Raw genomic sequence first — 23,219 nt, forward strand, 5'->3', positions numbered from 1 at the left:
CATGGCGCGCGCAATATTCCACCCCGACGCCTTGCGCCGCCGGCTGGCCGCGCTGCTGGCCGGTGCCGGCGCAGCCGCCTGCTGGGGCCTGCTGCCGCCCGCGGCGCATGCCCAGGGGGCTTCGGCGGTGACAGCGCCTGCGGCCGCGCAGGCAACCAATGCCCGGCCGGCCTGGGCCGATCTGAGCCCGGTCAACCAGCGCATCCTGGCCCCGCTGCAGCCGCTGTGGGACAGCCTGCCGGAACTGAACCGCCACAAGTGGCTGCGCATCGCCGAGCGCTACCCCAAGTTCTCCCCGGCCGAGCAGGCCCGGCTGCAGGCGCGCATGGCGGAATGGGTCAAGATGACCCCGCAGCAACGTCGGCTGGCGCGCGAGAACTACCAGATCACCCGCTCGCTGCCGGCCGAGAAAAAGGCCGAGGCCTGGGACAAGTACCAGCAGCTGCCTGAAGAGCAGAAAAAGAAGCTGGCCGCCACCGACCACGTGCCGCGCCGCCCCGGCGCTGTCAGCGCGCTGCCCAGTGGCAAGCGCCTGCCCAGCGAAACCAGCCGCGAGTTCCACCGCGAGCCGAAATCGGCCAGCGCCGCAGCGGGTCGCAGTGGCCACACTGCCGGCAAGCCCGCCAGCGAAGCCCAGGCGCAACCGGCCTCCGCGCCCGCGGCCGTGACCGCCGCCTCGGCGCCGGCCGCCTCGGCACCGGCAGCGCTCGCCGCACCGGCATCCGCAGCCGAGGTCGCCACCGAAGCGGCCGCGGCTTCCGACGCCACCGTGCGCCAGTAATCCCCACGTCATTTGGCATAATGGCTGTCTCACGCCGGCCAGCGCAGCAAGGCCGGCCCCGACTGACCCGCGCCGGCACCGCCATGCCCCCGTGCGCCAGCCCAGCCTTCTTCGCCTTCCATGCCCGCTGCCACCCTCGATCCCAAGCCCGCCGCAGCCGCCCGCCCCGCCGCCCCGCCCTTGCGCCGACGCATCGCCTGCATGCTCTATGAGGGCGTGCTGCTGTTCGGCGTGCTGAGCGCCTCGACCGCTGCCTACCTGCTGGTGCAACCGCTGCTGCAGAAGCTTGGTGTGGACGGGCCGCTCGTGATCCAGGTGTGGAGCTTCCTGGTGATGGGCCTGTATTTCACCTGGTTCTGGCAACGCAACGGCCAGACCCTGGCCATGCAGACCTGGCGCATGCGCGTCGAGAACGCCGCCGGCGTGCCGCCGCGCTGGCCGCAGGCGGCGCTGCGCTACGTGCTGGCATGGCTGTGGCTGCCGCCATCGGCGGCAGTCGGCCATATGCTGGGGCTGGTCAAGGGGCCGTTTGTAGCGGTGCTGTGCGCCGGCCTGCTGGTCTGGGTCCTGCTGGCGTGGCTGGATCCGCGCCGCCAGTTCCTGCATGACCGCCTGGCCGGCACGCGGCTGACCGACCTGCGCCCGCCCAAGCCATGAGCCTGTCGGCTGCCGGCATCCGCCGCCTTGCGGTGACCTTGCAGGCAGCCGCCGCGCTGGGCATCGCCGCCGGGCTGGTGCAACTGGCCGGATGGCCATGGCCCGGCGCGGTCGCCGCCGGTGTGGCGGCCATCCTCGGCAGCTTCGCCAGCGGCATTGCCTTCGCTTTCGCCCTGAGCGGGCGCGGCCTGTGGGTCGGGCGCGGCAATCACCCGCCCGCACCACCGCTTGAACTCGCCGCCACGCGCCGTCCGCTGCGCCTGCCTGAGGCGTTGCGCTGCTTTGCGGCCGAGTGCGTGGCCGTGCTGCGCATGTTCGACTGGCTGCAGCCATTCCGCGCGCACGCGCCCTTTGCCGCACCGCTCGATGCCCTGCCCGGCCGCGACGCCCCGCCGGTGCTGCTGGTGCACGGCTACGCCTGCGGGCAGGCCATCTGGCTCGACATGCAGCCGGCACTGGCCGCCGCTGGCTACCGCTGCGAGGGGATCGAGCTCAAGCCGGTGTTCGGCGACATCGACGACTACGCGCGCACGCTGCTGGCCGCCATGCGGCGCATCACAGCCGAGGCCGGACGCCCGCCGCTGCTGGTCTGCCACAGCATGGGCGGGCTGGCCGCGCGCGCCGCACTGCAGCTGGCGGGCGACGAAGACGTCTGCGCCGGCGTGGTGACGCTGGGCAGCCCCCATCACGGCAGCGCGCTGGCGCGCTTTGGCGGCGGCCCCAATGCGCGCCAGATGCGTTGCGGCAGCCCCTGGCTGCGCGCGCTCGCCGCCGCGGAAACCCCGCGCCGCCGTGCGCGCATGATCTCGATCTTCAGCTGGCATGACTCGATCGCCGGGCCGCCTTGCACCGGCTGGCTCGACGGCGCCGGGCATATTGCGCTGGCCGGCATCGGTCATGTCACGCTGCTGCGCCATCCCGCCGCGGTGCGTGCGGTACTCGACGCCCTCGCGGAGCTGTCCGCGCGCGGGCACTGACACCTGCGCCAGCCAGGACTGTTCCACTTCCGCCACGATTCATATGTCAGTCATGTTTCCGTCACGGCACCGTCATCGCGGGCTGGCTGAATGCAGCCATCGCCGCAACCGGGACTGCCATGGTGCAAGCAATCCGATCTGCCCGCGGGTATTTGTCGAAGACCGCGCAACTGACGCAATGGCTGCGCCGCAGCCCTGACAGCGACAGCGCCGCGCCGCTGACCGCCTTCATGGCGCCGGCCCTGGATGCCGCGCTGGCACCCCAGCGCGAACAGCAGCAGACCTACCCGCCCGAGCCGCACCCGATCCAGCGCTACCGCGCCATCTGGCTGTCGGACATCCACCTGGGCACGCCCGGCTGCCAGGCCAACTACCTGCTGGACTTCCTCAAGCACAACGAATCCGACCAGCTCTACCTGGTCGGCGACATCATCGACGGCTGGCAGCTGCGCCGCGGCTGGTACTGGCCGCAAAGCCACAACGACGTGGTGCAGAAGCTGCTGCGCAAGGCGCGCAAGGGCACTGAAGTGATCTACGTTCCCGGCAACCACGACGAGGCCGCGCGCCAGTTCGACGGCATGGCCTTCGGCGACATCACCGTGCGCGAAGAGGCGGTGCATGTCACCGCCTCCGGGCGCCGGCTGTGGGTGGTGCACGGCGACCTGTTCGACGGCGTGGTGCAGCACGCGCGCTGGCTGGCCTACCTCGGCGATTCGCTGTACACGGTGATCCTGGCGCTGAACCGCCACTTCAACCGGCTGCGCGCGCGCCTGGGCTTCCCGTACTGGTCGCTGTCGCAGTTCCTCAAGCACCAGGTCAAGAACGCGGTCAACTACATCGGCGCGTTCGAGAGCGCGATGGTCGATGAAGCGCGCCGCCGCGGCTGCGATGGCGTGGTCTGCGGCCATATCCACAAGGCCGAGATCCGCGAGGTCAATGGCCAGCTCTACTGCAACGACGGCGACTGGGTCGAAAGCCTGTCGGCACTGGTCGAGACCATGGAAGGCGAGCTGAAGATCGTCTACTGGACCACGCTGCTGGACGCGCCGGCCCCGGCCACGCGCCGCCGTCGCCGCGCCGCCGTGGCGGGCTGATCCCGGCCTGCCACCGTTTGCCCCAACCGCATTGCCCTTCCACCGCGCCCGAGGAGGCTGCATGAAGATCCTGATCGTCACCGATGCCTGGGAACCGCAGGTCAACGGCGTGGTGCGCACGCTCAAGTCCACGCGCCGCGAACTCGAGGCCATGGGCCACACGGTCGACATGATCACGCCGCTGGAATTCCGCACCGTGCCGTGCCCGACCTACCCCGAGATCCGCCTGTCGCTGTTCCCGGCGGCGCGCGTGCAGCGCCGCATCGAGGCCTTCGCTCCGGATGCCTTGCATATCGCCACCGAAGGGCCGCTGGGCCTGGCCGCGCGGCGCCACGCGCTCCGCCGCCGGCTGCCCTTCACCACCGCCTACCACACGCGCTTTCCGGAATACGTGCAGGCGCGCTTCGGTATCCCGCTGGCATGGACGTACCGCTTCCTGCGCTGGTTCCACGGCCAGGCCCAGGCGGTGATGGCGCCCACCCCGGTGGTGCTGGACGACCTGCGGCGCAATGGCATCACCAACGCCGTGCTGTGGACGCGCGGCGTGGACCTGGACGTGTTCACGCTGCAGCGCCCCAACGTGCTCAACACCGCCCACCCGATCTTCCTGTACGTGGGCCGCGTGGCGGTGGAAAAGAACGTCGAGGCCTTCCTGGCGCTGGACCTGCCCGGCTCCAAGTGGGTGGTCGGCGACGGCCCGGCGCTGCCGGCGCTGCGCGCGCGCTATCCGGGCGCCAACTACCTGGGCGTGCTGAGCCAGCCCGAGCTGGCCCGGGTGTATGCTTCGGCTGATGTGTTCGTGTTCCCGAGCCGTACCGACACCTTCGGGCTGGTGCTGCTGGAAGCGCTGGCCAGCGGGCTGCCCGTGGCCGCCTATCCGGTCACCGGCCCGATCGATGTGCTGGGCGACAGCCCCGCCGGCGCGATGCACGAAGACCTGCGCGAAGCCTGCCTGGAAGCGCTGCGCATCGACCGCGCCACGGCACGTGCCCACGCCGAGCGGTTCTCGTGGCGCGCCGCCTCCGAGCAGTTCCTGGCCCATCTTCGGCCGTTCGCTGCCGGCAAGCCAGGCCGCGACAGCGCAGCGGCCCAACCCGCCCCGCAAAACCATGCCCAAACCCCATCCGGAACTGCCGTCCGACCCGCCTCTGCAGAGGCCGCCGCAGGCAGTCCAGAGCGCTGACTATTCGATCGAGCAGAACCCCCACAAGGCCAACCGCGGCCTGACGCGCGCCTGGCATGCGGCCATCAATTCGCTGTCGGGGCTGCGCTATGCGGTGCTCGAGGAAAGCGCGTTCCGCCAGGAGCTGACGCTGGTGGCAATCCTGGCGCCGTGGGCATTCCTGCTGCCGGTGGACGTGGTCGAGCGCATCCTGCTGCTGGGCACGCTGCTGGTGGTGCTGATCGTCGAGTTGCTCAATTCCAGCGTCGAGGCGGCAATCGACCGCATTTCGCTGGAGCGGCACAGCCTGTCCAAGCGTGCCAAGGATTTCGGCAGCGCCGCGGTAATGCTGGCGCTGGTGCTGTGCGGCGGCACCTGGGTCGCCATCGCCGGGCCGCACGTGGTGCGCTGGGTGCGGACGCTGGCGGGCTGATCCGTCACTCGCCGGGGATGCCGGATGGGGTGGCCGGGCCGATTGCTTATAATCGCTACCCTGCCCCCGACTTACTGATCGCACCGATCGCCCGGACGCCCATGGAACCGAAACCGCAAACCGGCCCCCGCCGCACCAGGGACCGCATCCTCGACGTCTCGCTGCGCCTGTTCAACGAAGTCGGCGAACCCAACGTCACCACCACGACGATTGCGGAAGCCATGGAGATCAGCCCCGGCAATCTCTACTACCACTTCCGCAACAAGGACGACATCATCAACTCCATCTTCGTGCGCTTCGAGCAGGAGATGGAGCGGCGCCTGAAGATGCCGGACGACCACAAGGCCACGCTGGACGAAAGCTGGGGCTACCTGCAGTACATGTCCGAGTTCCTGTGGAACTACCGCTTCCTGTACCGCGACATCAACGACCTGCTGGCGCGCAACCGGATGCTGGAGACCAACTTCAAGCGCATCGTCGAGCAGAAGAAGCGCTTTGCGCACGAGATCTGCCGCCAGTTCATCGACGACGGCGAGATGGAAGCCACGCCCGAGCAGGTCGAGGCCATCTGCACCAACATGGTGGTGATCGCCACCTACTGGCTGTCGTTCCAGTTCGTGCAGCATCCGCGCCAGTACAACGACCCCGAGCAGATTCGCGGCTACCTGCACGGATCGAGCTACCACATCTTCTCGATCCTGGCGCCCTACCTGCGCGGCCGGGCCCGGGACGCATTCGACCAGCTGGCGCGCGACTACGCGGCAGCCAAGGCCGCAGCCGACGCGGCAAAGGAAGCAAAGTGAAATCGGTCTGCGTGTATTGCGGCTCCAGCCCCGGCAACCGTCCCGAATACGCCGAAGGCGCGCGCCTGCTAGGCCGCACGCTGGCCGAAAGCGGCCTGGCGCTGGTGTACGGCGGCGGCAAGGTGGGCCTGATGGGCATCGTCGCCGACGCCGTGATGGAACATGGCGGCAGCGCCATCGGCATCATCCCCGACGCGCTGATGCAGAAGGAAGTGGGCCACCGCGGCCTGACCGAGCTGCACGTGGTGCGCAACATGCACGAGCGCAAGCAGATGATGGCGGACCGTGCCGACGCCTTTATCGCCATGCCGGGCGGCGTGGGCACCTTCGAAGAGCTGTTCGAGACCTTCACCTGGCTGCAGCTGGGCTACCACGACAAGCCGGTGGGCCTGCTGAATGTCAACGGGTTCTACGACGGCCTGCTGGGTTTCCTTGCGCACGCAGTGCGGGAAGGCTTCATGAAGCAGGTGCATGCCGACCTGCTGCATGTGGCAGACACGCCCGCCGGCCTGCTGGGCCAGCTGGGCCAGCTGGCGGCCGCTCCGCGCGTGCGCGTCGACAAGTGGCAACAGGCGCGCGACAAGACCTGAGCGCGCCCCTGCTGCCGGCCCGGTTCAGAACGACGAGCCCGGCTGCCGCAGGAACGCCAGTTCCTGCTCTGTGCTCTGCCTGCCCAGCACCGCATTGCGGTGCGGGAAGCGGCCGAAGCGCGCGATGATCGCGCGGTGCTTTTCGGCCCACTCCACCACATCCACCACGCCGCCGCTGGCCTCGCGCAGCTGCGTCATCAGACGCACTGCCTCGTCCTGGTCCTCCAGCGCCTCGGAATGCTCGAACGGCATGTAGCAGAACATGCGGTGGTAGTCCGTCGGCAGCTTGCGGTCCATGCCGGTGGCGACGATGCGCCTGGCCAGTGCCAGCGCCAGCGTATCGCTGCCGAAGCTGCGCGGATCGTTGCGGAACATGTTGCGCGGGAACTGGTCCAGCAGCACCACGCGCGCGCAGGCGCCTTCGGGCGTGACCGACCAGTCGTCCGGGGCCCCGTCGCAGGCGACCTGCCAGTCGGACAGGAAGTTGGTGCGGATCTGCGCATCGAAGGCGTCCGACTTGGTGAACCATTGCGGGCGCTCGGTATTCCAGGCGGCAGAACCGGGCTGGCCGAACCAGAAATCGAGCAAACGCACGGCGTCTTCAGGCAGTTGGTCTGTCATGAACTTGCGAAACCTTTCGGTTGAAAGAAGGGAGCGGCGGCGCCTCAGCGCGCCACGTTGCGCATCCAGTCGGCGGTCTGGAAGAACGCCTGCATCAGGCGCAGCTGCAGGTCTTCGGACAGGCCGATGTCCTGCATTGCCAGCGCCATGCAGCGCATCCACTGGTCGCGCTCGCTCACGCCGATCTCGAACGGCATATGGCGCGCGCGCAGGCGCGGGTGGCCGAAGCGCTCGATAAAGTGGTTGGGACCGCCCAGCCAGCCGCACAGGAACCAGAACAGCTTGTCGCGCGAGCCCTCCAGCGAGGGCGGGTGCAGCGCGCGCAGCCCGGCGAACTGGGTCTCCAGGTCCATCAGGTCGTAGAAGCGGTCGACCAGCTCGCGCACGCGCGCTTCGCCGCCCACCAGCTCAAATGCAGTCACCTCGGCCGTGCCGGGCTTGTCGTTGGATTCAGTACTCATCACACACTCAAACAGCGCAGCCACTCAGGCATCACGCAAGGTCGCCAGCGCGGGCTGGCGCAGCACTTCGCGCAGGCCCAGCCAGCCGCCGGCAAAAGCGCACAGCATGCCAGAAACCACGCCCACCGGCACGATCCAGGCATTGAAGCGGTACGGGAAATCGAAGACGAACTGCGACAGGCCCCAGCCCACCGCGATCGCGCCCAGGCTGGCCAGGAATCCGGCCAGGCCGCCCACCACCAGGAACTCGGCGTACTGGGTCTGGCGCACCAGCGCGGCCGAGGCGCCCAGCGCCTTGAGCAGGCCCGCGTCGCGCATGCGCTCGTCACGCGCGCCGGACAGCGCCGCGTACAGCACGGTCACGCCGGCGGCCAGCGTGAACACGAAGAGGAACTCCACCGCCGCGATCACCTGGTCCAGGATGTCCTGGATCTGGCGCAGGATCAGGTCGGTATTGACCACGGTGATGTTGGGGAAGGCCGCGATCAGCCGGTTGCCCAGCGCCGTGCTGGCGGGCGGCAGGTGGAACGACGTGATGTAGGTCTCGGGCAGCCCCTGCATCGCCTGCGGCGGCAGGATCACGAAGAAATTGACCCGCATCGAGCCCCAGTCCAGCTTGCGCAGCGAGGTCACGCGGGCCTGCACCGCCTGGCCGGCCACGTCAAAACGCAGCGTGTCGCCAAGCCGGATGCCCAGCGTCTTGGCGATGCCCTCTTCCACCGAGGCGCCGGCGTCCGGGCCGTTGGACCAGCGCCCGGCAATCACGCGGTTGCCCTCGGGCAGCGCATCGGTATAGGACAGGTTGAATTCGCGCTCGACCAGGTTGCGCGCGCGCCCGTCCTCGAAGCTGTCGCCGCGGATGGCGCGCTCGCCGATATGGGTCAGGCGCCCGCGCACCATCGGGTAGAGCAGGTCGTTGATGCCGGCGCCGGCCAGCATCTGGCGCAACGGTTCGCGCTGGTCCGGCTGGATATTGATGATGAAGCGGTTGGGCGCGTCGGCCGGCGTGGCCTGGCGCCACGAATCGACCAGGTCGTTGCGGGTCATGCCGAGCAGCAGCAGCGCCATCAGCCCCACCGCCAGCGCCACGGTCTGCAGCACCGTGACCGCGCGGCGGCGTTCCAGCACTGCCAGCGCAAAGCGCCAGCCCATCGCCGCGCGCCCGCGCAGGCGCCCGCGCAGCAGGCGCGACAGCAGCGTCAGCAGCCCCAGCGCCAGCACCGCGAAGACCACGCCCGCGGCGACAAAGCCGCCCGCGGTGGTCAGCCCCAGCCGCAGGTCGCGCGCCGCCACCAGCAGCAGCGCGACAAAGGCGCCCAGGCCCAGTGCATAGGCCACCCAGGCCGACACCGGCGGCAACCCGATATCGCGGCGCAGCACCCGCAGCGGCGCCACCCGTGCCAGCGCCAGCAGCGGCGGCAGCGCGAACCCGGCCAGCAGCACCAGCCCCGCCAGCACGCCCACCAGTGCCGGCAGCAGCGACGGCTGCGGCAGCGACACCCGCAGCAGCCCGCCCAGCGACAGCAGCAGGCCATAGTGCGCCAGGTACCCGAGCAGCACCCCGGCGAGCGCGCCCGCGGCCCCCACCAGCAGGAACTCCAGGCCGAAGGCGCGCAGGATCTGCCCGCGCGACAGCCCCAGGCACTTGTAGACCGCGCAGGCATCGGTGTGGCGCTGCATATAGCGGCGCGCCGACATGGCGATGGCCACCGCCGCGATCATCGACGACAGCACCGCCACCAGCGACAGGAAGCGCTCGGCGCGGTCCAGCGTGGCACGCATCTGCGGCTGGCCCGACTCCAGCGACTCGACCCGGGTATTGCGCAGCTTGCGGCGTCCGATCTCGTCCTGCGCCCATTTCTGGAAGGCAGCGCCGGCGGCGTCGGGGCCGGCCACCAGCAGCCGGTAGGTCACGCGGCTGCCCCAGCCGATCAGCCCGGTGCTGTCCAGGTCCGACAGCGGCATCAGCACGCGCGGCGCGAAGTTCATGAAGCCGGTGCCGCGATCAAGCTCCTGCGTGATGATGCGGTCGATGCGGAAGCTGCGGCTGCCCAGTTGCAGGGTGTCGCCCACGGCAACCCCCAGGGCGCCCAGCAGCGCCTCGTCGACCCATACCGTGCCCGGCGCGGGAATGCCTTCGGCGGGCGCATCCGGCGCCCCCGCCGCACTGGCCACCTTGAGCTTGCCCCGCAGCGGATAGCCGTCGGTCACCGCCTTGAGCGCGGCCAGCTGGCTGGGCGCGTCGCCGCCGGCCGGCGCCTTGCCGTTGGCAGTCGCCATGCTCGGGAAGGTGACGGTCTGGGCCACGGCCAGCCCCGCCGCTTGCGCACGCTGCGCGAAGGCGGCATCGAAAGGCTGGTCAGCCACCAGCAGTACGTCGGACGCGATCATCTGGCGCGCGTCGCGCTCCAGGCCCAGCCGCATGCGGTCGGCCATGAAGCCCACGCTGGTCAGCGCGGCCACGGCCAGCACCAGCGCAAACAGCAGCAGGTAGAGCTCGCCGGCAATCCAGTCGCGCCGCGCCATGCGCAGCGCCTGGCGCCAGGCGGAGAAGCGACCGCCATGCGCGGGGCGCGTGCCGGCGGGGTTGGCGGCCGTGGCCGGGGCTTCGATGGCGGACTCGGGAGGCATCGGTTGCTTTGGTTCTTGGTTTCTGGCGGCGGCGCGCCTCGGGTCAGTCGAAAAAAAACGGGAATGGCCGGGAAGCTAGCGCGGTGTGCCAGGCCGCTCGGTCCTGCCGCGCAGGCTCGCATGCAGCCGGCGCACGCCGCGCCACAATTTCGGCAGCAGCCACACCGACACCAGCAGGAAGACCACCAGCAAGATCAGGAACACCACCGGCAGGAAGAACGCCAGCAGCAGGCTGCCGGTCGCGGTCAGGTCTTCAGTGAATGAGGCCGTCCAATTGGAGAACGGTTCCGGCGACACATTGATCAGCGCGCGCGTGCCCGCCTTGACCGCATGCGCGGTGCCGGCCAGCGTGCCGCCGATCAGCCCTGCCGCCACCATCCACTGCGGATCCAGCTGGCCGAAGGCGGCGGCGGCCAGGATCGCGCCGGCGGGAATGCGGATAAAGGTATGGATGCCATCCCAGACGGTATCGAACGCGGGCACCTTGTCGGCGACGAATTCGGCCACGGCCAGCACGGCGGCCACGCCGATGACCCACCAGGATTCCAGCGGCTGCAGCCCGGGCGGCAGGTCCAGCCAGCCCAGGCGCGCCAGCACGCCGGCGGCCAGCACCGCAAGGTAGAGGCGAAAGCCGCTGGCCCAGGACATGCCCGCGGCCAGCGCGGCGGTTTCCAGCATGGCGCTCCTTGCAAGGGTCTGGCGCAAGCCGATGCAAAACCGCGGTGCGCCTGGCAGGGAGTGTAATACGGACCGGGCCGCGCAGCCGCGCGCCCGTCGGCGTCATGCCGCCCGGCTCGCCCTCAGGCGTCCTCCTTGCCGCCCGGCCCGAACCACGGCAACGCCTCCTGCGGGGTCAGGATGCCGGCCGGCTCGGCCATGGTGTAGCCGGGCAGCGTTTCGATGCGCCGGGCAAAGGCCGGGTCGGCCAGCAGCGCCAGCAGTGCTGCCATCCAGCCGGCGGTCTGGTCGTTCTTGCGCAGCGCCAGGTAGTAGGCCTCGCGCGTCAACGGCACAAAGGCCAGCCCATGGGCCTCGGCATTCATGCGCAGCCCGAAGCCCACCTGCGCGCGGCCGCCGTGCACGGCCTCGGCCACCTTCTCGTTGCTGAACTCGGTCTCGTCGTAGCCGGCGATCTGGTCGGGGTACAGGCCCTGCGCGGCCAGCAGCTGGTCGAACAGCATGCGCGTGCCCGAACTGCGCTGCCGGTTGACGAAGCGCGCCTGGGTGCGCGCCAGGTCGCGCAGGTCATGCACCTCGCGCGCCACCTCCGGCGCCAGGATCAGGCCCTGCTCGCGCCAAGCCAGCCGCAGCAGCCGCACCGCGGCCGGCCGCAGCCACTTGCGCAGCGTCACATGCGCGACCGAGCCCGCGGTCTGCACCGGCGAGACATAGAAGCCGGCCAGTTCCGACTGCCGCTCCTGCAGGCAAATCAGCCCCTCCACGCTACCGCAAAACACCGTATCGAGCTGCAGCGAGGTTCCTGCCTCGCCCAGTGCGGCGGCCAGCACCTCCACCGCCGGGTCATGGCTGCCGGTGAAATGCACCTGCGACTGCGGCTGCTGGGCATCGTCCAGCTCGGCAATGAAGTCCGCCATGGCCTTCTGCACCACCGGGTCGACCGATTCGCGCAGGCGCAGCTCGGCGCGCAGCAGGCGTTCGCCGAAGCGGGTCAGCGAGGCACCGCGGCCGCGCTCCATATCGAGCACGCTGCGCCCGAGCATTTCCTCCCAGGTCCGCATCACGCCCCAGGCATGGCGGTACGACAAGCCGATCTCGCGCGCGGCGCGGTGCAGCGACCCGGTTTCGCGCACGGCCTTGAGCAGCTGGAACACCTTGCCATTCGCGCGCGGATTGTCGTCTGGCGCGATCACCGGAAACAGGTCAAAGCGGAAGATCATATGTCCTCCGCAGCATATTTACTTGTCGATCTCGGCTGGACCACAATGAATACCCCATTCTTATGTTCTTTTGCCGCATTCTCCATGAGATCGAAAGGCAAAAGCAATTATGTCTGGAAAAACATAATACAAAGGAGCCACCGCATGTCGCCTCGCCTTGCCCAACGCCTGCGCCGCCCAGCGCGCCATCTCGTTGCGATGGCCTGCGCAGGCCTGCTGTCGGCGGCCCATGCCGGGGAACTGAAGCTGGCCACCACCACCAGCACCGAGAACTCGGGCCTGCTGAAATACCTGCTGCCGCGCTTCGAGCAAAAGGCGGGCGTCACCGTGAAGGTGATCGCGGTCGGCTCGGGCAAGGCCATGAAGATGGGCGAGATGGGCGACGTCGACGTGCTGCTGGTGCACGCGCGCAAGGTGGAAGACGCCTTTGTCGCGGCCGGCTACGGCGTGAACCGCCGCGACGTGATGTACAACGACTTCATCGTGGTCGGCCCGGCCAGCGACCCGGCAGGCGTCAAGGGCGGCAAGGACGTGCTGGCGGGGTTCCGCAAGCTCGCCGGCAGCAGCAGCAAGTTCATCTCGCGCGGCGACAACTCCGGCACCGACGTGATGGAGAAGGACTACTGGAAGCAGCTCGGCATCGAGCCCAAGGGCCAGCCGTGGTACGTCAACGCCGGCCTGGGCATGGGCGAGGTGCTGACCATGGCCGCGCAGATGCCGGCCTATACGCTGTCGGACCGCGCCACCTACGGCGCCTATCGCGCCAAGACCGGCCTGGCCATCGCCATCGAAGGCGATCCGAAGATGTTCAACCCGTACGGAATCATCGCGGTCAACCCCGCCAGGCATGCGGGTATCAACCACACGGATGCGATCAAGCTGGTGGAGTGGATCACGTCAAAGGAAGGACAGGACGCGATTGCCGGGTACAAGGTGGAAGGCGAGCAGTTGTTCTTCCCGAGCTACAAGGCAAAGTAAGCCCCCTCGCCTGCTGCCCGGCCCGCTCAGCCGGCCTCTGCCTCCAGCCGCGGCAACTGCGGCAGGTCCGCCGCCACCTCGGCGATCATGCGCCGGATCCACATCACATCCGGCGCCGCATGGCAGCGCTCGTGCCACAGCTGGTAGAAGCGCATGCGCGGGAACGACACCGGCGAGGGCACCATGCGGATCGGCAGGTACTGCGCGTAGTGCGCAGCAAACTGGCGACCGGTGGTAAAGACCATATCCGTCTTCATCAGCACATACGGCACCAGGCCGAAATACGGCAGCGTGACCTGGATATTGCGCTTGTAGCCCTGCTCGGCCAGCGCCTGGTCGATCATGCTGCGCTGCATCGACGCATACGGCGCCGGGGCCAAGTGCGGCATCTCCAGGTAGTGCTTGAGCGTCAGCCCCTTGCGCGCCAGCGGATGCTGCGCGCCCAGCATGCACACCACCTCGTCGTCGAACAGCGGCGAGATATGCAGGTGCTCAGGCGGCGACAGCCAGTTGCCGACCACGATATCGAGCTGCCCCTGCTCCAGGTCGTCCAGGAAGTCCGACGACGACGTCATCGGATGCACGAACAGCTTGGCGCCCGGCGCCAGCCGGCGCACGCGCTCGACGATATTGGGCAGGAAGAACGCGTCCAGGTAGTCCGGCGCGCCCAGGTGGAAGGTGCGCGTGGTGGTGGCCGGGTCGAACTGCTGCGGCGGGCGCGCGATGCGGTCCATCGCCGCCAGGCTCTGCTCGGCCAGCGCCAGCAGTTCGCGGCCGCGCTCGGTCGGCACCATGCCGTTTTTGCCCCGCACCAAAATGGCATCGCCGGTGATCTCCCGCAGGCGCTTCAGGGTATTGCTGATGGCGGGCTGGGACTGGCCCAGGCGCACGGCCGTGCGGGTCACGCTCTGCTCGGTCAGCAGGGTGTGAAGCACCCGCAGCAAATATGTATCGAGATGGTCGCGTCCGTGCATGGCGATGGCGGCCCTCCGGCGGGGGCCAGATGGGTGGCGTGGGGGATGGGAACGGCGCATAGTGTATGACAGGCGCCCCACAAACGGTCAAATCACCTCCTCCAGGGGGGCGCCTGGCGGTGCGGCGGGGCACCAATCGGGCCGCCCGCTGATGGGGCATATCACCTGGGCCGAATATTGCATGAAAGGCCAGGGTGCTATGTTTCCGCCATCACCAAGAGAGAGAAGACCATGGAGACGCAAACCATCCGCTTTTTCCACCGCGGCCAGGTCAAGGAAGTATCCGACGCCCCCATTACCCGCACCGTGCTGCAGTACCTGCGTGAAGACGCGCGCTGCACCGGCACCAAGGAAGGCTGCGCCGAAGGCGACTGCGGCGCCTGCACCGTCGTGGTCGGCGAGCTGCAGGACGGCGGCGATGTCGAATTCAAGGCGGTCAACGCCTGCATCCAGTTCCTGCCCACGCTCGACGGCAAGGCCCTGATCACGGTCGAGGACCTGCGCCAGGCCGACGGCAACCTGCACCCGGTGCAGGAAGCCATGGTCGAGTGCCACGGCTCGCAGTGCGGCTTCTGCACTCCCGGCTTCGTGATGTCGCTGTGGGCGCTGTACCAGCAGCACACCCCGGGCGGCGAAGCGCCCTCGCGCCAGACCATCTGCGACGCGCTGACCGGCAACCTGTGCCGCTGCACCGGCTACCGCCCGATCATCGACGCCGGCGAGCGCATGATGGCCCTGCCCGCCCCTACGGCGGACAAGCTCAACCCCAAGCAGATCGCCGACACCCTGCGCAACCTCAAGCGCGGCGAGACCTTCCGCTACCGCGCCCAGGGCCAGGAGTTCTTTGCCCCGCGCAGCGCGGCCGAGTTCGGCGCGATCAAGGCGGCACAGCCCGATATCCGCATCCTGGCCGGCAGCACCGACGTGGGCCTGTGGGTCACCAAGCAGTTCCGCGAGCTGGGCAACCTGCTCTACGTGGGCCAGGTGGAAGACCTGAACCACATTGAGGAACGCGACGGCATGGTCGAGATCGGCGCCGCCGTGACGCTGGAAAAGGCCTACGCCGCACTCAACGCCGCACACCCCGAGCTGGAAGAGATGTGGAAGCGCTTTGCCTCGCTGCCGATCCGCAATGCCGGCACGCTGGGCGGCAATATCGCCAACGGTTCGCCCATCGGCGACTCGATGCCGGCGCTGATCGCGCTGGGCACGGAAGTGGTGCTGCAGCACGGCGAGACGCGCCGCACGCTGCCGCTGGAAGACCTGTACCTGGCCTACCAGAAGACCGCGATGCAGCCGGGCGAATTCGTCGCCGCGCTGCGCGTGCCGGTGGCCGGCCCGCAGCACTTCCGCACCTACAAGCTGTCCAAACGCTTTGATGAGGATATTTCCGCCGTGTGTGCCGCATTCGGCATCACCGTGCAGGACGGCCTCGTCACGCAGGCGCGCATCGCCTTCGGCGGCATGGCCGCCACGCCCAAGCGCGCCGCCGCCACCGAGGCGGCCCTGACCGGCCAGCCGTGGGATGAAGCCACCGCCCGCGCCGGCATGGCCGCGCTGGCGCAGGACTACACGCCGCTGTCCGACATGCGCGCGACCGCGTCTTACCGCAGCCGCGGTGCCGCCAACCTGCTGTACCGCTTCTGGCTGGAGACCCGCGCCGAAGCGCTGTCCGCGGCAGCCGTCAACGTCCGCGCCATCGGCGCCGGCGCCACTGAAACCGCCACGGCCTGAGCCAGAGAAAAAGGAAAGCATCGGCATGAACAAGCAAACCGAACCCTTCCTGCTCGACGCCACCGCCGAACAGGTCTCGCAGGTCGGCATCTCGCGTCCGCATGAATCCGCCCACCTGCACGTGGCCGGCACCGCCACCTACACGGACGACATCCCCGAGCTGGCCGGCACGCTGCACGCCGCGCTCGGCATGAGTACCCGCGCGCACGCCCGCATCAAGTCGATCTCGCTCGACAAGGTGCGCGCCGCGCCCGGCGTGGTCGACGTGCTGACGGTGGACGACATCCCCGGCACCAACGACTGCGGCCCGATCATCCACGACGACCCGATCCTGGCGCGCGACGTGGTCCAGTTCATCGGCCAGCCGGTCTTTATCGTGGTGGCGACCTCGCATGACGCCGCGCGCCGCGCCGCCCGCCTGGGCACCATCGACTACGAAGACCTGCCCCCGGTGCTGTCGCCGCAAGCCGCGCACGAGGCCGGCAGCTATGTGCTGCCGCCGATGCACCTGACGCGCGGCGAGCCCGCTGCGCGCATCGCAAGCGCGGCCCACCAGGACAGCGGCAAGATCCACCTGGGCGGCCAGGAGCAGTTCTACCTGGAAGGCCAGATCTCGTACGCCGCGCCGCGCGAGAACGACGGCATGCAAGTGTGGTGCTCGACCCAGCACCCGACCGAAATGCAGCACGCGGTGTGCCATATGCTCGGCTGGCAGGCGCACCAGGTGCTGGTCGAATGCCGCCGCATGGGCGGCGGCTTCGGCGGCAAGGAGTCGCAGTCGGCGCTGTTCGCCTGCTGCGCCGCGCTGGCCGCCTGGAAGCTGATGTGCCCGGTCAAGCTGCGCCCGGACCGCGACGACGACATGATGATCACCGGCAAGCGCCATGACTTCGTGTTCGACTACACCGTGGGCCACGACGATGAAGGCCATATCGAGGGCGTCAAGGTCGAGATGGTGTCGCGCGCCGGCTTCTCGGCCGACCTGTCGGGCCCGGTGATGACCCGCGCCATCTGCCACTTCGACAATGCCTACTGGCTGCCGAACGTGCAGATCGACGGCTACTGCGGCAAGACCAACACGCAGAGCAATACCGCCTTCCGCGGTTTCGGCGGCCCGCAGGGCGCGTTCGCGGTCGAGTACATCCTGGACAATGTCGCCCGCACGGTCGGCAAGGATTCGCTGGACGTGCGCCGCGCCAACTTCTACGGCAAGACCGAGCACAACGTCACGCCCTACGGCCAGACCGTGGAAGACAACGTCATCCACGAGCTGATCGACGAACTGGTGGCCAGCAGCGAATACCGCGCCCGCCGCGAGGCCACGCGCGCGTTCAACGCCACCAGCCCGGTGCTGAAGAAGGGCATCGCCATCACCCCGGTGAAGTTCGGCATCTCGTTCAACGTGGCCCACTTCAACCAGGCCGGCGCGCTGGTGCACGTCTACAACGACGGCTCGGTGCTGGTGAACCACGGCGGCACCGAGATGGGCCAGGGCCTGAACACCAAGGTGGCGATGGTGGTGGCGCATGAGCTCGGCATCCGCATGGAACGCGTGCGCGTGACCGCGACCGATACCAGCAAGGTGGCCAATACCTCGGCCACCGCAGCTTCCACCGGTGCCGACCTGAACGGCAAGGCCGCGCAGGACGCCGCGCGCCAGATCCGCGAGCGCCTGGCCGTGTTTGCCGCGCGCAAGGCCGGCGTGGAGCCGTCCGAGGTGCGCTTCAACGATGACCTGGTCAGCGCCGGCGAGCTGCGCGTGTCGTTCGGCGAGCTGGCGCGCGAAGCCTACGTGGCGCGCGTGCAGCTGTGGTCCGACGGCTTCTACACCACGCCCAAGCTGCACTGGGACCAGAGCAAGCTGCAGGGCCGCCCGTTCTACTACTTCGCCTACGGTGCCGCGTGCTCTGAGGTGCTGGTCGACACGCTCACCGGCGAATGGAAGCTGCTGCGCGCCGACGCGCTGCACGACGCCGGCCGCTCGCTGAACCCGGCGATCGACATCGGCCAGGTCGAGGGCGCTTTTATCCAGGGAATGGGCTGGCTGACCACCGAGGAATTGTGGTGGAACAAGGACGGCAAGCTGATGACGCACGCCCCGTCCACGTACAAGATCCCGACGGTCAACGACTGCCCGGAGGAATTCAACGTGCGCCTGTTCCAGAACCGCAACGTCGAGGACAGCATCCACCGCTCCAAGGCCGTGGGCGAGCCGCCGCTGCTGCTGCCGTTCTCGGTGTTCTTCGCGATCCGCGACGCCGTGGCTGCCGTTGGCGACTACCGCATCAACCCGCCGCTGAAGGCCCCGGCCACCAGCGAGGCGATCCTGGACGCCGTCGACGCCGTGCGCGAAGCCGCGGCGCAGCCAGCCTGAGCTGGCGGAACGATCGCAGGAAGCGCGCGCCTGCGGGCGCCCCCGGACTTTCCCCCCTTGGCCGCGTTGACGGGCATGGGGCCGGTGGAAGAAGCAGGCGCGCGCCACCCTTGCGATGACACAGCGCAGGCAGCACCACAGCATCAAGCAGCAACCAGGCAACACCGACAAGGCCCCCGACATGCAGGACGCACCGCTCAAACCCTTCCGCTTCGCCGACGCCGCCCGCATGGTGCGCGCCGGCCTGCCGGCGGCGATGGTCACCATCGTCGAGGTCAAGGGCTCGGCCCCGCGCGAGGCCGGCATCCGCATGCTGGTCAGCGCCGACGACCTGGTCGGCACCATCGGCGGCGGCCACCTGGAGTGGCGCGGCATGGATATCGCGCGCGAGATGCTGGTGCGCGGTGAACAACGCCGGATCGAGCGCATCCCGCTCGGGCCGGCACTGGGCCAGTGCTGCGGCGGCGTGGTGCAGCTCGCATTCGAGGTGCTGGGCGAAGCCGACCTGCACTGGCTTGACGCGGTCGAACGCAATTTCACCGCCGGCAAGGCACTGCAGCGCCAGGTGCCGGCCAGCGGCGCGATCACCCATGGCGACAGCCATGCCGTGACCCCCGGCGTAACGCTGCACGCCGACGGCAGCTGGACCGATACGCTGGTGCCCGACACCATGCACGTGGTGCTGTTTGGCGCGGGCCATGTCGGCCATGCACTGGTCAAGGTGCTGGCCACGCTGCCGTGCCGCGTGCACTGGGTCGACGAGCGCGACACGCTGTTCCCCGGCGGGCTGCCCGACAATGTCGAGGCCGAGGCCAGCGACACGCCCGAAGCGGTAGTGGCGCAGGCGCCCGCGGGCAGCTACTTCCTGGTCATGACGCACAGCCATGCGCTGGACCAGACCCTGTGCGAAGAAATCCTCAAGCGCACCGATTTCGCCTACTTCGGCCTGATCGGCTCCAAGACCAAGCGCGCGCGCTTTGAACACCGCATGGCCGAGCACGGCATCGACCCGGCCCGGTTTGCGGAAATGACATGCCCCATGGGGGTTCCCGGGATTACCGACAAGGCTCCGGCTATGATTGCGGTAGCCATCGTCGCCCAGCTGCTCCAGGTCCGCGAACAGCGCCTTGCCGCGCTGCGTCTGGGCCGCCCGGAGGCGGTGCATCCCTGAACCCGTGCCGCCGGCCCCGCCGGCAGGCACAGAAAAGCCCAGAAACGAGGCCCCCATGACCATCGATGCCGCGCTCGCGGAACAGATCCGCCGCACTCCCAAGGCCGAACTGCATGTGCATATCGAAGGCACGCTTGAGCCGGAACTGATCTTCCGGCTCGCGCAGCGCAACCAGGTGGCGCTGCCCTATCCCAGCGTCGAGGCGCTGCGCGCCGCCTACGCCTTCACCGACCTGCAGTCGTTCCTGGACATCTACTACGCCGGCGCCAGCGTGCTGCTGACCGAGGAAGATTTCTTCGACATGACCATGGACTACGTCAAGCGCGCCGTCGCCGACAACGTCCGCCACGCCGAGATCTTCTTCGATCCGCAGACCCATACCGCGCGCGGCGTGCCCATCGGCGTGGTGATCGACGGCATCGCCGATGCCCTGGCCCAGGCGCGCACCGAATATGACTTCTCCAGCAGCCTGATCCTGTGCTTCCTGCGCCATCTGCCGGAGGAAGACGCCTTCGCCACGCTGGAGGCCGCGCTGCCCTACCGCGACCGCTTTGTCGGCGTGGGCCTGGATTCGTCCGAGCGAGGCAACCCGCCCGAGAAGTTCGCGCGCGTGTTCGCCAGGGCGCGCGAGCTGGGCCTGCACCTGGTGGCCCACGCGGGCGAGGAAGGTCCGGCGCAATACGTCACCGACGCGCTCGACATCCTCAAGGCGCAGCGTATCGACCACGGCGTGCGCGCCATCGACGATCCGGCGCTGGTGGAACGCCTGGCGCGCGAGCGCGTGGCGCTGACCGTGTGCCCGCTGTCGAACGTCAAGCTCAAGGTCTACCCGGACCTGCGCGACCACCCGCTCAAGCGCATGCTCGATGCCGGCGTGGTGATCACGCTGCATTCGGACGATCCTGCCTACTTCGGCGGCTATATGAACGCCAACTGGGAAGCCACCTTCGAGGCGCTGCCGCTGGACGCGGCCGATGCCCACAAGCTTGCCCGCAACAGCTTTGAAGCGGCCTTCCTGCCTGCCATGCAGAAGGCCGAATTCCTGGCGGAAGTCGACCACTTCTGGTCGAGCCCGCCCAAGTCCCCGCCCGCAACGGCCCCAGCGGCCTGAGCGCGGCGCATGCCAATAGCCCGGCCCGCTGCTTGAACCATGCCGTTCCGCGCGGGCCGGCCACAAGAGACACACCATGACGACCAACCCCAAGACTGACTCCCTCACCCGTGCCATTCGCGGCCGCGTGCTGCATTTCCTGCGCGATCCGCAATTCCATGAGGATGCATATCAGTATTGGGACGACGGGGTGCTGATCGTCACCAACGGGCGCATCGCCGCTGCCGGCGACTATACGCAGCTGGCTGCGCGCATTCCGGCCGACGCCGAGATCGTCGACCACCGCGGCAAGCTGATCGTGCCCGGCTTTATCGACACCCACGTGCACTACCCGCAGACCGACATGATCGCGTCGCCGTCGCCGGGCCTGCTGCACTGGCTCGAGACCTACACCTTCCCCGAAGAGCGCCGCTTTGCCGATCCCGACTACGCGCGCGGCGTGGCCGGCTTCTTCACCGAGGAACTGCTGCGCAACGGCACCACCAGCGCGGTGGTCTGGAGCACGGTGCACAAGGCCTCGGCCGAGGCCCTCTTTGCCGAAAGCGAGGCGCGCAACCTGCGCATGGTCACGGGCAAGGTGATGATGGACCGCAACTGCCCGGAATTCCTGCGCGATACGGCCGAGACCGGTGCCCGGGACTCCGCCGACCTGCTCTCGCGCTGGCATAACAAGGGACGCCTGGCCTACGCCATCACACCGCGCTTTGCCCCGACCTCGACCGAGGCGCAGCTGGCCGCCTGCGGCGAGCTGGCGCGCGCCTATCCGGACGCCTTTATCCAGACCCACGTGGCCGAGAACCGCGACGAGGTCAAATGGGTGGCCGAGCTGTTCCCGGACGCGCGCAGCTACCTGGACGTGTACGACCGCTACGGCCTGCTGCGCCCGGGCGCGATGTACGGCCACGCCATCTACCTGGACCAGGACGACCGCCGGCGCCTGGCCGACAGCGGCGCCGCGGTGGCGCATTGCCCCACCTCCAACCTGTTCCTGGGCAGCGGCTTCTATGACTTCCACCAGTCCGACGCCAACCGCCTGAACGTGACGCTGGCCACCGACGTCGGCGGCGGCACCTCGTTCTCGATGTTCCGCACCATGAACGCGGCGCACAAGGTGGCGCGCATGGGCGGCTACTACCTGACCGCGCTGCGCATGTTCTACCTGGCCACCCGCGCCGCGGCCGAGGCGCTGGGCTGGACCGACCGCGTCGGCAGCTTCAGCGTTGGCTGCGAGGCCGATTTCATTGTGCTGGACCCCAAGGCCACGCCGCTGATCGCCCGCCGCAGCAACCGCTCGGAAACGCTGGAAGAAGAGCTGTTCGCCTTTGCCATGCTGGGCGACGACCGCGTCATCGACAGCGTCTATGTGATGGGCGAGGCCGCCCACGTGCCGGCCGCCTGATCCGTCACCTGGCCAGCAGCCGCCCGCCGCCATGCGGCGGGCGCGCTTTTACCGCTTCGCCCCCGCCTCCGGCTTGACGACCGTCAAGGCCGTCTTCGACAAAGCCTTCTAACCTTGCGGTTCCGCCGCGGCCGTTCTGCGCGCCGTGCGCCCTTACCCATCCGACCGCAATCAGAAGGTTCCGCATGACCGCTTTCCAATCCGCCGCTCACGCCCCTGAGCGCGCCAGTGGCCCGCATGACGTGCCCCATGCCGCGCGCAAGGGCGCGCCCAACCACGCCCCGCTGCCGGAGCCGATTGCGCCGGACGCCCCGCTGCCCTCGCGCAAGATCATCCGCGGCTGGCTGATCCCGCTGGGCCAGCGCAGCACGCCGCGCGCACTGCTGCTGTTCGCCTTCGACTACCTGTTGTTCGGCGCCGTGCTGGCCGGCGTGGTGCTGGCGCAGCACTGGGCCGCCAAGCTGGCGCTGGGCGTGCTGGCCGGGCTGATCATCGCGCGCCTGTTTATCATCGGCCACGATGCCTGCCACCAGAGCCTGACCCCGCGCCGCGGCCTGAACAAGTGGCTGGGCCGGCTCACCTTCCTGCCCTCGCTGACGCCGTACAGCCTGTGGGAAGTCGGCCACAACGTGGTGCACCATGGCTATACCAACCTGAAGGGCTTCGACTTCGTCTGGGCGCCCTACTCACTGGAAGAATTCAACGCGCTGCCGCGCTGGCGCCGCGTGATGGAGCGCATCTACCGCACCGGCTTCGGCCCGGGCCTGTACTACCTGGTGGAAATCTGGTGGTGCAAGATGTTCTTCCCCAGCAAGCGCCAGATGGCTACGCGCCGCCCGATCTTCACCGGCGACTGTGTGCTGGTAGCCGCCTTCGGGCTGGCCTGGATCGGCGCGCTGGCGGGCCTGGCGCTGGCCACGGAGCAGTCGGTGTGGTTGCTGACCGGCGCGGGCTTTGTGCTGCCATTCCTGGTCTGGAACGTCACCGTCGGCTTCGTGCTGTATGTGCACCACACCCACACCAGCGTCGCCTGGTATGACACCAAGGCCATGTGGGCCAAGGCACAGCCCTTTGTCTCGACCACCGTGCACCTGCGCTTCCGCCACGGCATCGGCGCGGCGCTGCACCACATCATGGAACACACCGCGCACCACGTCGACATGAGCGTGCCACTGTACCGCCTCAAGCGCGCCCAGGCACTGCTGGAGCACGCGCTGCCGGGCCGCATCATCATCGAGAACTTCTCCTGGCGCTGGTATTTCGATACCGCGCGCCGCTGCAAGCTCTATGACTTCAAGGCCCTGTGCTGGACCGATTTCCGCGGCCGCCAGACCAGCGACAACGCGCCTGTACCCGGCTGAGGGTGCAGG

21 protein-coding genes are annotated in these 23,219 nt (G+C 68.9%); 15 read left to right on the forward strand and 6 right to left on the reverse strand.

Features of this window, described 5'->3' with window-relative positions; genetic code table 11:
• Position 1: 1 nt before the first annotated feature.
• The 8 genes from I6H87_RS01840 to I6H87_RS01875 all read left to right on the forward strand — a co-directional run bounded on the left by I6H87_RS01840 (position 2) and on the right by I6H87_RS01875 (position 6,497).
• On the forward strand, positions 2-781 hold the full coding sequence (locus I6H87_RS01840; RefSeq protein ID WP_011614850.1) for a DUF3106 domain-containing protein: 780 nt from the start codon (positions 2-4) through the stop codon (positions 779-781).
• Between the two features lie 120 nt (positions 782-901).
• Complete coding sequence (locus I6H87_RS01845) at positions 902-1,438, forward strand: RDD family protein (RefSeq protein ID WP_011614849.1); 537 nt, start codon at positions 902-904, stop codon at positions 1,436-1,438.
• The gene (locus I6H87_RS01850; RefSeq protein ID WP_010809150.1) at positions 1,435-2,415 is read left to right on the forward strand and encodes an esterase/lipase family protein; all 981 of its coding nucleotides are present in this window, start codon (positions 1,435-1,437) and stop codon (positions 2,413-2,415) included. The genes I6H87_RS01845 and I6H87_RS01850 overlap by 4 nt, the downstream gene beginning before the upstream one ends.
• A 119-nt stretch (positions 2,416-2,534) precedes the next feature.
• Positions 2,535-3,509 (forward strand): UDP-2,3-diacylglucosamine diphosphatase, encoded by a 975-nt coding sequence (locus I6H87_RS01855; protein ID WP_011614848.1) that lies wholly within the window; start codon positions 2,535-2,537, stop codon positions 3,507-3,509.
• Positions 3,510-3,570: 61 nt separating this feature from the next.
• Positions 3,571-4,692, forward strand: coding sequence for a glycosyltransferase family 4 protein (locus I6H87_RS01860; protein WP_011614847.1), 1,122 nt, complete (start codon positions 3,571-3,573; stop codon positions 4,690-4,692).
• Complete coding sequence (locus tag I6H87_RS01865) at positions 4,619-5,104, forward strand: diacylglycerol kinase (protein ID WP_010809153.1); 486 nt, start codon at positions 4,619-4,621, stop codon at positions 5,102-5,104. The genes I6H87_RS01860 and I6H87_RS01865 overlap by 74 nt, the downstream gene beginning before the upstream one ends.
• 101 nt (positions 5,105-5,205) lie before the next feature.
• Positions 5,206-5,907 carry a TetR/AcrR family transcriptional regulator gene (locus I6H87_RS01870; RefSeq protein ID WP_010809154.1) on the forward strand — a complete coding sequence of 234 codons (702 nt, stop codon included), beginning with the start codon at positions 5,206-5,208 and terminating at the stop codon, positions 5,905-5,907.
• Positions 5,904-6,497 (forward strand): LOG family protein, encoded by a 594-nt coding sequence (locus I6H87_RS01875; RefSeq protein WP_011614845.1) that lies wholly within the window; start codon positions 5,904-5,906, stop codon positions 6,495-6,497. Before I6H87_RS01870 ends, I6H87_RS01875 begins: the two co-directional genes overlap by 4 nt.
• Before the next feature lie 24 nt (positions 6,498-6,521).
• On the opposite strand, the gene I6H87_RS01880 is transcribed toward I6H87_RS01875, so the two are convergent.
• The 5 genes from I6H87_RS01880 to I6H87_RS01900 form a co-directional block, all read right to left on the reverse strand.
• Entirely contained in the window at positions 6,522-7,118 is a 597-nt protein-coding gene (locus I6H87_RS01880; RefSeq protein ID WP_010809156.1) for a DUF924 family protein, read from the reverse strand.
• 44 nt (positions 7,119-7,162) lie between these two features.
• Entirely contained in the window at positions 7,163-7,579 is a 417-nt protein-coding gene (locus I6H87_RS01885) for a group II truncated hemoglobin (protein WP_010809157.1), read from the reverse strand.
• Positions 7,580-7,603: 24 nt separating this feature from the next.
• Entirely contained in the window at positions 7,604-10,210 is a 2,607-nt protein-coding gene (locus I6H87_RS01890) for an ABC transporter permease (protein WP_011614844.1), read from the reverse strand.
• A gap of 75 nt (positions 10,211-10,285) precedes the next feature.
• Entirely contained in the window at positions 10,286-10,888 is a 603-nt protein-coding gene (locus I6H87_RS01895; RefSeq protein WP_010809159.1) for a DUF4126 domain-containing protein, read from the reverse strand.
• A gap of 122 nt (positions 10,889-11,010) precedes the next feature.
• The gene (locus tag I6H87_RS01900) at positions 11,011-12,108 is read right to left on the reverse strand and encodes a substrate-binding domain-containing protein (RefSeq protein ID WP_010809160.1); all 1,098 of its coding nucleotides are present in this window, start codon (positions 12,106-12,108) and stop codon (positions 11,011-11,013) included.
• Between the two features lie 144 nt (positions 12,109-12,252).
• Here I6H87_RS01900 and I6H87_RS01905 point away from each other — a divergent pair, with 144 nt between their 5' ends.
• Complete coding sequence (locus tag I6H87_RS01905) at positions 12,253-13,086, forward strand: ABC transporter substrate-binding protein (RefSeq protein WP_010809161.1); 834 nt, start codon at positions 12,253-12,255, stop codon at positions 13,084-13,086.
• Between the two features lie 26 nt (positions 13,087-13,112).
• On the opposite strand, the gene I6H87_RS01910 is transcribed toward I6H87_RS01905, so the two are convergent.
• Positions 13,113-14,060, reverse strand: coding sequence for a LysR substrate-binding domain-containing protein (locus tag I6H87_RS01910; protein WP_010809162.1), 948 nt, complete (start codon positions 14,058-14,060; stop codon positions 13,113-13,115).
• A gap of 231 nt (positions 14,061-14,291) precedes the next feature.
• Between I6H87_RS01910 and xdhA the strand changes: the two genes are divergently transcribed.
• The 6 genes from xdhA to I6H87_RS01940 all read left to right on the forward strand — a co-directional run bounded on the left by xdhA (position 14,292) and on the right by I6H87_RS01940 (position 23,210).
• Positions 14,292-15,794 carry a xanthine dehydrogenase small subunit gene (gene xdhA, locus I6H87_RS01915; RefSeq protein ID WP_011614843.1) on the forward strand — a complete coding sequence of 501 codons (1,503 nt, stop codon included), beginning with the start codon at positions 14,292-14,294 and terminating at the stop codon, positions 15,792-15,794.
• A 25-nt stretch (positions 15,795-15,819) separates the two neighbouring features.
• Positions 15,820-18,168, forward strand: a complete 2,349-nt coding sequence (xdhB, locus tag I6H87_RS01920; RefSeq protein ID WP_062804615.1) for a xanthine dehydrogenase molybdopterin binding subunit — start codon at positions 15,820-15,822, stop codon at positions 18,166-18,168.
• Between the two features lie 181 nt (positions 18,169-18,349).
• Complete coding sequence (gene xdhC / locus I6H87_RS01925) at positions 18,350-19,339, forward strand: xanthine dehydrogenase accessory protein XdhC (RefSeq protein WP_011614841.1); 990 nt, start codon at positions 18,350-18,352, stop codon at positions 19,337-19,339.
• 55 nt (positions 19,340-19,394) lie between these two features.
• Positions 19,395-20,450: an adenosine deaminase gene (locus tag I6H87_RS01930; RefSeq protein WP_010809166.1), complete on the forward strand. Its 1,056-nt coding sequence runs from the start codon at positions 19,395-19,397 to the stop codon at positions 20,448-20,450.
• A gap of 76 nt (positions 20,451-20,526) precedes the next feature.
• Positions 20,527-21,849 carry a guanine deaminase gene (gene guaD / locus I6H87_RS01935; protein WP_011614840.1) on the forward strand — a complete coding sequence of 441 codons (1,323 nt, stop codon included), beginning with the start codon at positions 20,527-20,529 and terminating at the stop codon, positions 21,847-21,849.
• A gap of 185 nt (positions 21,850-22,034) precedes the next feature.
• Positions 22,035-23,210 carry a fatty acid desaturase gene (locus I6H87_RS01940; protein ID WP_010809168.1) on the forward strand — a complete coding sequence of 392 codons (1,176 nt, stop codon included), beginning with the start codon at positions 22,035-22,037 and terminating at the stop codon, positions 23,208-23,210.
• Positions 23,211-23,219: the final 9 nt, after the last annotated feature.

It is taken from the genome of Cupriavidus necator (assembly GCF_016127575.1).
Taxonomy (GTDB): Bacteria; Pseudomonadota; Gammaproteobacteria; order Burkholderiales; family Burkholderiaceae; genus Cupriavidus; species Cupriavidus necator_D.